This is a genomic window from Actinopolymorpha sp. NPDC004070 (assembly GCF_040610475.1).
In the GTDB taxonomy this organism is placed as follows: Bacteria; Actinomycetota; Actinomycetes; order Propionibacteriales; family Actinopolymorphaceae; genus Actinopolymorpha.
This window is the reverse complement of sequence record NZ_JBEXMJ010000014.1, coordinates 87,082-99,536: the sequence shown is the minus strand read 5'-3', so window position 1 is coordinate 99,536 and position 12,455 is coordinate 87,082. Positions and strand designations below refer to the sequence as shown.

Genomic DNA, 12,455 nt, shown 5'->3' with positions numbered 1-12,455 from the left:
CAGTAACTGACGAATGATCCGGGTGGGCGGGCCCGCGTCCAACAGCGCGCGGACCCGGCGTACCGCGTCCTCGTCCTCCACCGCGTAGTGCCTGTACCCATTGGGAAGCCGGTCGGGCCGGATGAGTCCCACGCGCTCGTAGTCACGATCGACCTGGGGAGGTGCGAGACCTCGTGCTCGGCGGGACGATCGCCCGGCTGCTCCGGTTGTGACCTTGGGAGGAGGCCTGCCCGTGTGCTGACGAAGCACCTCGGCAGGAGGTCAGGTTCGCTTTGTACAAAGGGAATCCCGCCATGTGGGTCATAGGTCGTTGTCGGTGGTGGCCGGTAGTATTCGATCATGTCTTCGAGTGAGTGGGGTGCCTGGACCGTGTGGCGGTGCCGCCGACCGGATCCTTGCTGCGCTCGACTCGGTCGACCCGTTCCTGGACGAGGCGTGGGTGACGCCGAAGGGCTCGCTGACCGCGGAGGAGTGCGGGCTGGTGCTCGCCAGGGCGCGGGCGAAGAAGGCCCGCTTCGAGGCACTGGAGCTGGCCCTGGTCCGCCAGGGCGAAGCGTGTGACATCGGGAAGCTGACCGGTTCACCGAACGCCACGGTCTACCTGCGCACCGCGCAGCGGTACGCACAAAGCGAAGCATCCGCCGCCGTGGGGCTGGCCCGGGACCTGGGCAAGGAGGCCCGGCTGACCGGTGAGGCTCTTGCGGCGGGGGTGGTGTCGGCCCGGCAGGCCGGTGTGATCGCCGAAGCGATCAAGAAACTTCCCGAATACGTCGGGGCCGATGAACGTGACCGGGGTGAGGAGTTCCTGATCGAGGCGGCCCGGACCCACAACCCCGACGAGCTGCGCCGGCTGGGCGAGTCCCTGCTGGAACGGATCGCGCCCGAAGAGGCCGAACGGCTGCTGGGAGAGGAACTGGAGCGTAAGGACCGCAAGGCCGAACAGAAACGCTCCCTTCGCTACATCCCCAACGGGATCCCCCAGTCGGAGTCGGTGCGGATCACGCTGCCGGTGTGGGAGATGGAACTGCTCCGCAAGATCATCGAACCCCTCGCCGAACCCAACAAAGGACCAGAACCCGACACACGGCCCATCGAACAGCGCCGCGGGGACGCGTTCGCCGAAGCGCTCGGCCTGCTCGCCGCCGCCTCCACCGCACCCGTCCGCGGCGGCAGACCACCACAGGTCACGGTCACCATCCCCCTCGACACCCTCCTGAACGGCACAGGTGCGGGGACCATCGACGACACCGCCACCCCCATCCGCCCCAGACCCTGCACCTGCCCCAGCACCGACCCCAAATACGGAACCCCCAAGACCGACACCACAAGAACCGCCAAGAGCGCGGCACAGGCCGGTGCCGCGGGCGAACCGACCCCGCGGGAGGCGGCAGGCCAAGACGAGGGCCGGACAGCCCAAGCAGGTAAGCCGAAACGACAGTCATCCGGCACCGGATCCGCGGTCGACGGCGTACCGCCACCTCGAACACCGGGGCAGCGCCCACAACCGAACACCGAACCCCGAGCGGATGCCGGATCGGATGCCGGCTGTGCTCCGAAGACCGACCTGACTCCGGAGCACGACCTCGGGCCCGAAGCTGCCATCGACCCGCACGACGGGTGCCCGAGATGCGGAGGCGGTGGATCGGCCCGCTACCTCGGCAGCGACGGCAAACCCATCTCCGCCGCCACGGTGCGCCGGTTGGCGTGCGAGGCCGACCTCATCCCCGTCGTCCTCGGCGGGGACGGGCAGGTGCTCGACCTCGGCCGCTCCGACCGGTTCTTCAGGGAACACCAGCGGCGAGCCCTCGCGATCCGCGACGGCAGCCACTGCCACTTCCCCGGCTGCAACATCCCCGAACCACGCTGCATCACCCATCACATGACCGCCTGGGACCACGGCGGCCCGACAGACCTGAACAACGGCGTGCTCCTGTGCCGCTACCGCCACGGCACCGTCCACCACAAAGGATGGCAAGTCCGCATGGGCACCCACGGCCACCCCGAATACGTACCGCCAGAGTGGGTGGATCGACAGCAGAGAATCCTCCGCCCCTGAATCAGCCGTACGCCGGTCCGGTCGTACGCCGGTCAGTCGAAGGGGAGTGGGTCGTACCCCGCGCCGTACGGTGCGTCGGGCCGTTCGAACTCACCCATCAGCGCCCGGCGCATGGGCGTCGTGCGCTCCAGGAATTCGGCGGAGTTCGTGAGCCGGTCGGCCGGGCGTACCCACGGCGGGCTGTAGACGTAGTGCGCGGTGTAGCGGTCACGATCCCCGTCGTGGCGGTAGGTCCGGTGCCAGACGCCGTTGTGGAAGATCAGCACCGACCCGATCGGCGCACAGATGACGTGCCCGATCGGCGTGTCCCCACGAGCCGCCCGGATCTCGGCGGGCAAGGGCACCGTGCTGCGGTGGCTGCCCGGGATCAGTTCCATGTTGCCCGTGCCCGGCCGGGTCTGGTCGGTCAGCAGGAACGACACCCGCAGCTGGATCAGCGGGACCGGGTACCCGAGCTTGCCGAAGTCGTACGCACCCGAGCCGTCCTGGTGCCAGCCGCCGATCCCGCCGTGCGCGGGTTGCATGGTGTTCCAGCTCGACTGCAGGACGAACCGGTCACCGAACAGCCCACGTACCTTGGGGAGTACGGCCGGGTGGTCGATCAGGTGTTCCAGACTTGGCTCGGTCTCATAGCCTCGGCCGACCTGACCGAACTCCTTGTCCCGCGCGGCATGCAGCCGTGCCGACGCGTCGTAGCACTCCTCGGCTTCGTCCGCGGTCAGTACGTCGGGGATCACCAGGTAACCCCACGACTCGAACACGAACCGGTCCAGCTCGGTGAACGCTCCCGGCGCCACCTCGGGATTCAGCATTTGCTCGAAACTCCTTGCCCAGAAGGGATCTGGCGAGGGACGGAATCTGATGAACGTCGGGATCGGCACGCAGGCCGCAGGCCCGGTGGCTCAGCCGAAGACGCTGGTGGCGATGGCGTGCTCTTCCTCCAGGCAGTCCCACTCGTTGTCGTCGGCGCCGTCGTAGACGAGGGCGAGCGGCCCGGTGTAGTCGGCCTGGCGCAGCGCCTGCAGCGAGTGGACGAAGTCGTCACGGTCGGGACCGTCGGCGGCGAAGCGGCACTTGGCGTGGCAGGTCTCGCTCCGCCGCGCGACCGCTGCGAGCTGGTCGTACTTGTCCGCACCGGTCCAGTTCCCGAGGTCCACGAGCAGACCCACCTGGCCGTCGGCGGCGTCCAGGATCGCGTGGACCTCCTCGGCTCCGGCGGTGAGCGCGAACCAGTTCTCGGTGACGACGCGGATCTCCGGGTGGTCGCCCGCCAGCTTTCCCAGGCGGCGGCCACTGTCCTCCAACCGCGACGGGTTCGGCGACTGCTTGCCGGCGATCACCCGCGCCCGGCGTGCGCCGAGCGTGGTGGCCACGTCGAGCCAGCCGTCGATCCAGCCCTGGTGGGCGTCCGCGTCGGCCGGGTGGGTGAGGTCGCCGTCGTCGACGAGTACGGCATCCAACGTGACGTTCGCCGACTCCAGAGCCGACCGGAGTTCACCCAGGTAGCCGGACTCGCGGCTGGGAAGGTGGAAGTGGCACAGCTGAACGGTGTCGTAGCCACGTCGCCGCAGCTCCGCCGGCAGGTCGAGCAGGGCCATTCCGGCGTCGGGCTTCGCGAGGTCGTCACCTCCGCCGTCGGCCTGGTCGCCGGACATGTACGAGCCGAGGGTGCGGTGCAGGGACCAACTGGAAACAGCTTTCACAGCTCCCACTCTGGTGGGGTGACGCCCGATCAGGTGGGAGCTGTCCTCAACCGGCCGGTCCGATTCCGGGGCTGAGCCGCCGCCGATTCCGGTACAGGCTCAGGCCTTCACGGACTTGCGTAGTTTGCGAACGCGGCGCCCGGCGTTCTTGCGTACCTTCCTGGCGCTCTTGGTCGCTCCCTTGAGCTCGTCGCCGGCGTTGTCGCGTGCCCTTCCGAACCGTTTTCGGGCGCCCTTGATCTCGCTGCGGGTGTCCTTGCGGACCTTCTTGGCCTTGCGCCGCCACAGCCTGCCCAGTCCGCGCTGCACCTCCTGTGGGCGCGGAAGCAGCATCTTGGCACCCTTGCCGTACAGCCGCACCGCGAACAACGCCAGCGGAATCCCCAGCGGCAGCAGCACCACGGTGACGCAGCACACGAGCGAAACGATCATGAGGACGGTGGCGAGCAGGAACACGCCCGCGGCGCCGAAACCTCGCGTCACTCTCACGGCAGACCACCTCCTTGGCTGTCCCCCGGCGGCCACCATACGCCGAACGGCCGCCTCGTTCTCGGTGGCCGGCGTCCCGGTCGGCCAGGAGGGACATACCGCCCAGGACGGTCGCCGGTCAGCTCACGTCAGCTCGGGCCCTCGGGGTGGAGGGCGATGTTGGCGTACGTGGGCCGCTCACCGGTCAGGTCCAGCGCCTCGCCCATCGCGCAGAAGTACAGCCCGGTCGCGTGCTCGGTGAGCCGCAGCGGCGGAAAGCCGAACTCGTCGCCGTCGCCGATCAGGGTGGCATCCACGCCGGAACGGCGCAGTTGCAGCCTCCCGATTCGCGTACCCATGTAGTCGATGCCGTACGAAGTCACGAGGGCGTCGTCACCCAGCGACGGAGCGTCGTTGCGGTAGTAGGTGCTGCCGTCGTCGGCACTGACGAGATAGTCGTGACCGGGGCCGCCGTCGTGGCCGAGCAAGCGGAACCGCTGGTAGCCGTCGTCCTCGGCCACGAGCTCGTCTGCGCCGATCACTCGCAGCGGCTGCCGGGCTCCGCCGCGCTCCAAAGAGACCCGGTCCCCGTCGACGCCGATCCGCACGACGCTGAAGCCGCGGCCGACGTACTCACCGGCCATCATCGCCAGGGCCTCGCGGTCGACGCCGGTCGCTGCTGGCGGAGGTGGCGGGACGTACGGGTCGCTGCCGGTGAGGTCGGCCACCATCCCCATGGCCAGGCGGGTCTTCAACGGCTGGTCGGTGTTGGTGAGCATCACCACCCCGATCCCGGCGTCGGGGTCCCAGGCCATGTCGGACTGGAAACCGAAGCCGCTGCCGCCGTGGTTGAGGACCCGGCGGCCGTTCCAGCGGCTGACCGAGACGCCCAGCCCGTAGCCGAAACGCTGCCCTGGAAGGGGATTCGGGATCTGGTACATCTGATCCAGCAGCTCCGGCCGCAGCACGCCCCGACCGCCGGTGAGGTGGAAGTGCAGATACCGCAGGGCGTCGACGACGTTGGTGTACGCACCACCCGCACCGACCATCGGCACCCGCACCGGGATCCGGCTGCCGACGGTGGAGTGCCCGACCGCCCGGTCGGGGTCGCGGGCGATCACCCCGTGGTCGAGGCTGGTGCGGAGCAGTCCCAGCGGACGCAGGATTTCCGTACGTACGAACTCGTGGAACGCCACCCCGGTGACCTGCTGCACGATCAGCGCCGCCAGGTCGATCCCGAGGTTGGAGTACTCGTAGTGGTGGCCGACGGGAAACCGCAGCCAGGTGGCGCTGATGCTCCGGCAGTGCTCCTCGAACGAGGTGTCGCGGTCGTCGAAGTTGCTGCCCAGCGGTGCCTCGTGGGTGAAGCCCGCGGTGTGGGAGAGCAGGTGCCGCAACGTCATCCGCTGCTGGGGTTCGGACTCCCAGCGGCTGTGCACGGTGAAGTCCGGGAGGTACGCCGTGATCGGTGTGTCGAGGTCGACCAGCCCGCGTTGGACGGCGAGCATCACGGCGGTCGCGGTGTACATCTTCGAACCCGACTGGATGCTGAACACCGTCTGGCTGGACACAGGCTCCCTCCCGCCGCGAGCCCGAACGCCGAAGCCGGCCGACCATCGGATGCCCGACCGGTCACAGATGCCGACCGCCATGCCGGGGAGGTCCTGCTCGGCGAGCAGCCGGGGAATCTCCTCGGTCAGCTGCCGCGCCACCGCGGCGACAGCGGAGCCGGCGCCGTCCGGCGCGTGCAGGCGGTCGGTCAGCACCTCCCGGGCGATCGGCGACAGATCCTTGCGGCCGACCTCGTCCCGGGCCACGAAGACCATCGCCTGGCCCTCGCCGAGCACGATGTCATCGTCCGTGGCGTCGGTGGTTCCCGTGAACACGTGGTAGCGCACCGGCCGGCCGTGGAACCGTCGCTCGATCACGCGTTCCAGCGACAGTGTGGGGCACCGGAGTCCGGTCTCCTCCAGCAACTCCCGGTGGACGGCGACCTCGGGGTCCTCACCGGGCTCGATCATCCCGCCGGGAACGGTCCACAGGCCGGGATCGGTGGGCGCGTCGTCGGTCCGGTGCTGCATGACGATCCGCCCGCGCCGGTCGGTCAGTATCACCAGAGCAACCTCGACGTCTGCCATGGTGATCACCCTAGCCGGGGCATGTGTGTCGCCGGGTCGGGTCAGCCGGTGGTGTAGAACGACCGGATGCCACCCAGACGCCGGTGTAGTCCACCAGAACCAGAACGGCTACGAACGCCTGGATGTAGATCTCAGCGGTCTGCACGTCCGGGATCCTGCCCCGGCCCACGTCCGGCGAAGCAGGTCGGACGCGGGCCGGGAAAGCAGGTCGGACGAAAGCGGCGCGGTCACAGACCGAGCTTGCCGCCGACGTCCTTCGCCGCGTCGCCGAGACCGCCCTGGGTGAGCTGGCTCGGGTCGACCCCGTGCTGCTTCAGCTGGTCCGCATGCTTGTCGGTGTCGATGGTGTCCGGAAGGTGCTGTGCGACGGCCTCTGCCTTGTCGCTCTGCCCGTGCTGCTTGAGGAAGTCCACGACCTGACTCTTCTGAATCTGCATGGCCCGGCCCTACCCGGATGATCACCTGGCAAACGGTGCGGTGTGGTGGGACAGGTCAGCGGTACAGGTGCGCTGCCGGCGGCTTCCCCGGGTCCTGGACCTCGACGATGTAGCGCCACGCGTCCGGGCTGCTGCCGTCCAGGTCGGTGAAGCCGTACTCCTTCGCCAGCTGCCCGGACGACAGCGACGCCTGGTTCCACCGGGCGACGTCCGGGTCGGCTGCCAGCGCGGCGACCGCCCTGCCTACGAAGCGCGGGGTCTCGGAGATGCCGAAGTGTCCCGGGTCGGGGAGCGGCGGCTGGACCGGCCGGTCGAGGACCTCTCGCCAGGTGTCCTCGGTGACGCCGTAGTGCTCGAGCATCATCTCCGAGCGCAGCCAGCCCGGCGTGAGCGCCACCGCCGTGCAGCCGCGCTCGGCGAGTTCCTTGCCCTGGCTCCAGGCCAGGCGCAGCACCGACCACTTCGCCAGGTCGTAGAAGGCCGACACGCGGTAGGTCCGGGAGTTGTAGTCGTACGTCCCGTCGGTCATCTCCACCACGAGCCCGCCCGGCTTACGGGTGAGCAGCGGAAGGGCGTGGTGGCTGGTGATCAGGTGTGTCTCCACGGCCAGGCGAAGCAGCCGCAGGCCGTTGTCCAGGTCGTGGTCCCACAGCTTCGCGTCCCAGTCGAACAACTGCTCCCCGCCCCAGATGTCGTTGACCAGGATGTCCAGCCGGCCCGACTCCTGCTCGATCCGGCGTACGAGGTCGGCCACCTGGTCCGGCTGCTGGTGGTCCACGGCCACGGCGGTGGCGGTCCCGCCGGCGGCGGTGACGAGCTCGGCGGTCTCCTCGATCGTCTCCGGCCGGTTGTACTCCGACCTGCGTTCGCGGGTGCTGCGTCCGGTGACGTAGACGTGCGCGCCGGCCGCGCCGAGCTCCACCGCGATGCCGCGGCCGGCGCCGCGGGTGCCGCCGGCGACCAGCGCGACCCTGCCGTCCAGTGCGCGGCTGCCGTTCGGTGCGTTCATGAGATCGTTCCTCCCTGCCCCACGTATGTGACCGACCGTTCGTTTATATAGGATGGGTGCCGTGCCCCGCAAGCGAACAGTCCCCGACGAAGCGCTCCTGGCCGCCGCGCTGTCGATCGTGCGCGCCTCCGGACCGGACGCGCTGTCCTTCGGCTCACTGGCAGCCCGCGTCGACCTCGCGGCGTCGACCCTGGTGCAGCGGTTCGGGTCGAGGGCCGATCTCCTGCGGGCGGCCTTGCTGCTCGCCTGGGACCGGCTCGACGAGCAGACCGCACGGGCCTGTGCCGAGGCGCCGTCGGGAGCGGCCGGAGTCGTCGACCTGCTCGTACGACTGAGTGGGCAGTACGACGCCGTGGACACCGCGGGCTCCGACGGCGCTGACGGCGCTGACGGCGATAGGGACGCGGACGAGTACGCCGACCAGTTGATGCTGCTCCGTGAGGATCTGCGCGATCCGGTGCTGCGCGCCCGTGGGCAAGCCTGGCTTGACACCCTCGCCGCAGCCGTCGAGGAACGGCTGGCGGACGTGGGCGGGGGCATCCCTGGTGGCGTACGCGGCCTCGGTGAACTCGTGGTCTCCCAGTGGCAGGGATCCCTTACAGTGTGGGGATTCCGGCGCCGGCCGGACGTGGTGACCGCCGTACGCCGGTCTCTGGAGAATCTCCTCGCCAGAATCTCGCCGGAGCCGTGACACGCGTGGTCGCCGATCACCGGTTACGCTCCTCCCGATCGCACCCACTTCTTCGTGACGACGGCACCGGATGCGGTGTCAAGGAGGACGCATGAGCACGCCCGCGACCGACCGGCCTGCAGGTTCCCCGATCGAGAACCGCGTAGGCATGGTGTTCATCCCGGTGCGGGACATGCGGCGGTCGATCGAGTGGTACTCCGCGCTGCTGGGCCTGCCCGTAGGGGAGGCCTCGCACGAGGACACCATCTACGACCTGCCGACCACCGGCGAGGTGGGGCTCGCACTGGACGCCAACAAGCCGGACTTCGACATCGCCGGCCCGCCGCGATTCTTCTGGTGGTCGACCGACCTGGAGGCGTGCCTCGCGCACCTGCAGGCCAACGACGTCAAGGTCGAAAGCGACATCGAGGACATCGGCAGTGTGTCGTTCCTGCAGTTCCGTGACCCCGACGGCAACCTCCTGATGGTCTGCAAGCGCAACTAGCGCTTGACAGCGATCCGATGGGGTCGGCGGCATACCCAAGGGGAGGGGAGCTGTGACGTCGTTCGTACTCGTCCACGGCGCGTGGTGTGGCGGCTGGATCTGGAAGCACGTCGCGTCGGCGCTGCGGTCGCAGGGACACGACGTGCGTACGCCCACGCTCACCGGGCTCGGTGAGCGGGCACACCTGGCGTCGCCGGAGGTCGGGCTCGGCACGCATGTCGAGGACATCGTCCGGGTGCTGGAGTACGACGACCTCACCGACGTCGTGCTCGTCGGGCACAGCTACGGCGGCATGGTCGTCACCGGTGTGTGCGACCGGGTGCCCGAACGCCTTGCCCAACTCGTCTATCTTGACGCCTTCGTCCCGCACGACGGGCAGTCGCTGCACGACCTGGTGCCGCCGGGTGGCGGCCGGCACAACCGCGAGCTTGCCCGGCGCGAGGGTGACGGCTGGCGCATCCCGCTGGAGGAGGAGTGGCGTACGGCGTCCACGGAGGAGAACCTCCGGTGGATGAACCCGCGGTGGACCGACCATCCGCTGCGTTGCTTCGAGGAGCCGGTACGCCTCACCCGGCCGGTCGGTGCGGGCTTGCCGTGCAGCTTCATCCAGTGCACGGCCAACCAGGAGACCGGAGAGATCTTCGACCCGATCGCCGCCGGGCTCGGCGGCAACTGGCGCGTGTACGACCTGCCCACCGTGCACACGGCGATGGAGGCCGCCCCGGATCGGGTTGCCGAACTCCTCGTGGAAATCGCCCGCACGGTATGCGGAACGCCGTTCTGAAGTTTCATTCGGTGGCACCGAGCCGTGCACTGAGGACAATGCACCCCGTGCGCATCCGAGCTGTCCGCCTGGAGGAGTTGCCCCTCCTCCAGGCGATCGAGAGAGCGGCCGGCCAGAGCTTCCGGGACATCGGCATGCCGGAGGTCGCCGACGACGAGCCGCTCTCGCTCGGCGAGCTCGCCCGCTACCACGACGCCGGCCTGGCCTGGGTCGCGACCGACAGCACCGACACCGACACCGACTCTCCGGTCGCCTACCTGATCGCCGACCGCGTTGACGGCAACCTGCACGTCGAGCAGGTCTCGGTGCATCCGGAGAGCGCGCGTCGAGGTGTCGGCCGGTTCACTGGTGGACCATCTCGCCGCCTACGCGACCGGCGAGGGGGTACTCGCGCTCACCCTCACCACGTTCACCGACGTACCGTGGAACGCGCCTTACTACCTACGCTGCGGCTTCGTGTTCATGGACGACGGCGACCTCACCCCTGGTCTGCGGAGGATCCGCGAACGTGAGGCGGCCCATGGTCTGGACCGATGGCCGCGAACCTGCATGCGCCGGATGCTCTGACACGGGTGACGGTGTCCGCAACTAGGCATTGACACTGATGCGGGCCCGCGGGACAAGGCCTCCGGGAGTCCTCGGTGGTGCCGTCCTCGCGGGCCGGAACTGGTGGACATGCTCCGTGCCGAGGGCTTCGACGAGATCGGCGGCACAGGCGGACCAGGGGGCCGTGGTGGACAAAGTCTCCGACGCGCTCGCCGATGCCCTGCACGGTCTGGAGCCGCGCTGACACGCGGTGTTATAAAGGTCTGATGACCGCCCTCGTGCACAACATCGTGTTCGACTGTGCCGACCCGTTCGGACTGGCGCAGTTCTGGAGCAAGGTCACCGGCCATCCGGTGGCCGCGGACGACTTTCCCGGTGACCCCGAGGCCAGCATCGCCCAGCCGTTCGGGCCGACCCTCTTCTTCTGCCGCGTTCCCGAACCGAAGACGGTGAAGAACCGCGTCCACGTGTGCCTTCGCCCCGCGGGCGACCCCGACACGGAGGTCAAGCGCCTGCTCGAGGTGGGGGCGACCATGGTCACCGACCGCCGCAGCGGCGTGGACCACGGCTGGGCCGTGCTCGCCGATCCCGAGGGCAACGAGTTCTGCGTACTCCGCAGGAGCGCGAGCGACCACCCGGTCGCGACGGACTGACCCCCGTCGCCGGTCGGCGAACGGGGGTCAGTGCGCGGGTCGGACCAGGTCAGCGCGGGCCGGATCACTGCGCGGTCGTGAACACCAGGGCCGCGTTGTGGCCGCCGAAGCCGAACGAGTTGGCCAGTGCGGCGTTCAGCTGCATCTTCCGCGCCTCGCCGGACACCACGTCGAGCTTCACCGCCGGGTCGAGCTGGTGGAGGTTGATCGTCGGGGGAACGACCTGGTCGCGCAGGGCCAGGATCGACGCCATCGCACCGATCGCGCCCGCGGCCCCGAACGTGTGGCCGGTCATCGACTTCGTGGCGGTCACGGCCGGGTGGGGACCGATCGCCTCGGTGACCGAGCCGGCCTCGGTGATGTCACCGATCGGCGTGGACGTCGCGTGCGCGTGGACGAGCCCGATCTCCTCCGGGGCCACGCCGGCGGCCTTCACCGCCATCCGGATCGCGCGGGCCTGGCCCTCCTGGCTGCCGGCGGTGATGTGGCCGGCGTCGGAGGTGAGGCCGGACCCGGCGAGGGCGGCGTGCACGCGCGCGGACCGAGCCCTGGCGAAGTCGGCGCGTTCGAGGACGATCACGGCGGCACCCTCGGCGAAGACGAAGCCGTCCCGGTCGACGTCGAACGGGCGCGACGCCTCCTGCGGTGCGTCGTTGCGCATCGAGTGGGCGCGCGCGTTGGCGAACCCGACCAGCGGCAGCGCGCTGATGCAGGCTTCCGTACCACCCGCGATCACCACGTCGGCGCGACCGAGCCGGATCAGGTCGAGCCCGAGGGCGATCGCCTCCGCACCGGACGCGCAGGCGCTGACCGGGGTGTGCGCGCCGCCGCGGGCGCCGAACTCCATGCTGACGTACGCGGCGGGGCCGTTCGGCATCAGCATCGGCACCGTGTGGGGGGAGACCCGGCGTACGCCCGAGGTCTCCAGTACGTCGTCCTGGCCGAGGGTGGTGAGCACCCCGCCGATGCCGGTACCGATCGCCACCGCCAGCCGCTCCGGCTCGACCTCGGGCCGGCCGGCGTGCTCCCAGGCCTGCCGGGCGGCGATCAGGGCGATCTGCTCGCAGCGGTCCAGCCGCCGGGCCTCAACCCGCCCCATGACCTCGCTGGGGTCGACCTTCAACCTGCCCGCCATCCGCACCGGGAGGTCGGCAGCCCACTCCGCCTCGAGCGGAGTGATCCCCGACTCGCCCGCGAGCATGGCCGCCCAGGTCGAGTCGACGTCCCCGCCGAGCGGTGTCGTCGCGCCGAGTCCGGTCACCAGAACGGCCTCGTTGCCAGCAGTCATCAGCGCACCCCTTCTCCGTGAAGCTCCACTATCCGCCACTTTGCCAAGTCGTTCACGCCTCATCAGCGCGGCAGCCCACGGAGTCGGCCGCTCGGATTTGTCCGATCCGCACAAATGGCCGCGCTCGGCCGGGCGAGATCGGTGCGCGGCGGGCGGGCTCCGGGGACCGCGCCGCGGTGCCGGCGGAGCGGCGGCGAC

General features: G+C 69.7%; 13 protein-coding genes and 1 pseudogene. 6 read left to right on the top strand and 8 right to left on the bottom strand.

Annotation, left to right across the window (positions count from 1 at the left end; translation table 11 throughout):
* Positions 1 to 9 precede the first annotated feature (9 nt).
* Positions 10 to 249 (bottom strand): annotated as a pseudogene (locus tag ABZV93_RS23935) (MerR family transcriptional regulator); the annotation flags it as partial.
* Positions 250 to 358: 109 nt separating this feature from the next.
* Here ABZV93_RS23935 and ABZV93_RS23930 point away from each other — a divergent pair.
* A complete protein-coding gene (locus ABZV93_RS23930; protein ID WP_354939834.1) occupies positions 359 to 2,056 on the top strand; it encodes a DUF222 domain-containing protein in 1,698 nt (565 codons plus the stop codon).
* Between the two features lie 32 nt (positions 2,057 to 2,088).
* On the opposite strand, the gene ABZV93_RS23925 is transcribed toward ABZV93_RS23930, so the two are convergent.
* The 6 genes from ABZV93_RS23925 to ABZV93_RS23900 form a co-directional block, all read right to left on the bottom strand.
* Positions 2,089 to 2,868 carry a phytanoyl-CoA dioxygenase family protein gene (locus ABZV93_RS23925; protein ID WP_354939832.1) on the bottom strand — a complete coding sequence of 260 codons (780 nt, stop codon included), beginning with the start codon at positions 2,866 to 2,868 and terminating at the stop codon, positions 2,089 to 2,091.
* A 90-nt stretch (positions 2,869 to 2,958) separates the two neighbouring features.
* The gene (locus ABZV93_RS23920; protein ID WP_354939830.1) at positions 2,959 to 3,759 is read right to left on the bottom strand and encodes a sugar phosphate isomerase/epimerase; all 801 of its coding nucleotides are present in this window, start codon (positions 3,757 to 3,759) and stop codon (positions 2,959 to 2,961) included.
* Between the two features lie 99 nt (positions 3,760 to 3,858).
* Positions 3,859 to 4,248, bottom strand: a complete 390-nt coding sequence (locus ABZV93_RS23915) for a hypothetical protein (protein ID WP_354939828.1) — start codon at positions 4,246 to 4,248, stop codon at positions 3,859 to 3,861.
* Positions 4,249 to 4,376: 128 nt separating this feature from the next.
* Positions 4,377 to 6,365 carry a serine hydrolase gene (locus ABZV93_RS23910; protein ID WP_354939826.1) on the bottom strand — a complete coding sequence of 663 codons (1,989 nt, stop codon included), beginning with the start codon at positions 6,363 to 6,365 and terminating at the stop codon, positions 4,377 to 4,379.
* A 227-nt stretch (positions 6,366 to 6,592) separates the two neighbouring features.
* Entirely contained in the window at positions 6,593 to 6,802 is a 210-nt protein-coding gene (locus tag ABZV93_RS23905; protein WP_354939824.1) for a hypothetical protein, read from the bottom strand.
* A gap of 55 nt (positions 6,803 to 6,857) precedes the next feature.
* Entirely contained in the window at positions 6,858 to 7,811 is a 954-nt protein-coding gene (locus tag ABZV93_RS23900; protein WP_354939822.1) for an SDR family oxidoreductase, read from the bottom strand.
* Positions 7,812 to 7,872: 61 nt separating this feature from the next.
* On the opposite strand from ABZV93_RS23900, the gene ABZV93_RS23895 reads away from it, so the two are divergent.
* From ABZV93_RS23895 to ABZV93_RS23875, 5 genes are all read left to right on the top strand, one after another.
* The gene (locus ABZV93_RS23895; protein WP_354939820.1) at positions 7,873 to 8,502 is read left to right on the top strand and encodes a TetR family transcriptional regulator; all 630 of its coding nucleotides are present in this window, start codon (positions 7,873 to 7,875) and stop codon (positions 8,500 to 8,502) included.
* Positions 8,503 to 8,593: 91 nt separating this feature from the next.
* Positions 8,594 to 8,986 carry a VOC family protein gene (locus ABZV93_RS23890; protein WP_354939818.1) on the top strand — a complete coding sequence of 131 codons (393 nt, stop codon included), beginning with the start codon at positions 8,594 to 8,596 and terminating at the stop codon, positions 8,984 to 8,986.
* Positions 8,987 to 9,038: 52 nt separating this feature from the next.
* On the top strand, positions 9,039 to 9,770 hold the full coding sequence (locus ABZV93_RS23885; RefSeq protein ID WP_354939816.1) for an alpha/beta hydrolase family protein: 732 nt from the start codon (positions 9,039 to 9,041) through the stop codon (positions 9,768 to 9,770).
* Positions 9,771 to 10,118: 348 nt separating this feature from the next.
* The gene (locus tag ABZV93_RS23880; RefSeq protein ID WP_354939814.1) at positions 10,119 to 10,337 is read left to right on the top strand and encodes a hypothetical protein; all 219 of its coding nucleotides are present in this window, start codon (positions 10,119 to 10,121) and stop codon (positions 10,335 to 10,337) included.
* Between the two features lie 245 nt (positions 10,338 to 10,582).
* Positions 10,583 to 10,969 carry a VOC family protein gene (locus ABZV93_RS23875; protein ID WP_354939812.1) on the top strand — a complete coding sequence of 129 codons (387 nt, stop codon included), beginning with the start codon at positions 10,583 to 10,585 and terminating at the stop codon, positions 10,967 to 10,969.
* Positions 10,970 to 11,033: 64 nt separating this feature from the next.
* Here the strand turns inward: ABZV93_RS23875 and ABZV93_RS23870 are convergent, their stop codons facing one another.
* Positions 11,034 to 12,257 (bottom strand): beta-ketoacyl-ACP synthase II, encoded by a 1,224-nt coding sequence (locus tag ABZV93_RS23870; RefSeq protein WP_354939810.1) that lies wholly within the window; start codon positions 12,255 to 12,257, stop codon positions 11,034 to 11,036.
* Between the last annotated feature and the right edge of the window lie 198 nt (positions 12,258 to 12,455).

Excerpts from the sequence above, each read along its gene's own strand:
- ABZV93_RS23925 (WP_354939832.1), bottom strand. The coding sequence starts at position 2,868 with ATGCTGAATCCCGAGGTGGCGCCGGGAGCGTTCACCGAGCTGGACCGG.
- ABZV93_RS23910 (WP_354939826.1), bottom strand. The coding sequence starts at position 6,365 with ATGGCAGACGTCGAGGTTGCTCTGGTGATACTGACCGACCGGCGCGGG.
- ABZV93_RS23905 (WP_354939824.1), bottom strand. The coding sequence starts at position 6,802 with ATGCAGATTCAGAAGAGTCAGGTCGTGGACTTCCTCAAGCAGCACGGG.
- ABZV93_RS23900 (WP_354939822.1), bottom strand. The coding sequence starts at position 7,811 with ATGAACGCACCGAACGGCAGCCGCGCACTGGACGGCAGGGTCGCGCTG.
- ABZV93_RS23890 (WP_354939818.1), top strand. The coding sequence starts at position 8,594 with ATGAGCACGCCCGCGACCGACCGGCCTGCAGGTTCCCCGATCGAGAAC.
- ABZV93_RS23875 (WP_354939812.1), top strand. The coding sequence starts at position 10,583 with ATGACCGCCCTCGTGCACAACATCGTGTTCGACTGTGCCGACCCGTTC.
- ABZV93_RS23870 (WP_354939810.1), bottom strand. The coding sequence starts at position 12,257 with ATGACTGCTGGCAACGAGGCCGTTCTGGTGACCGGACTCGGCGCGACG.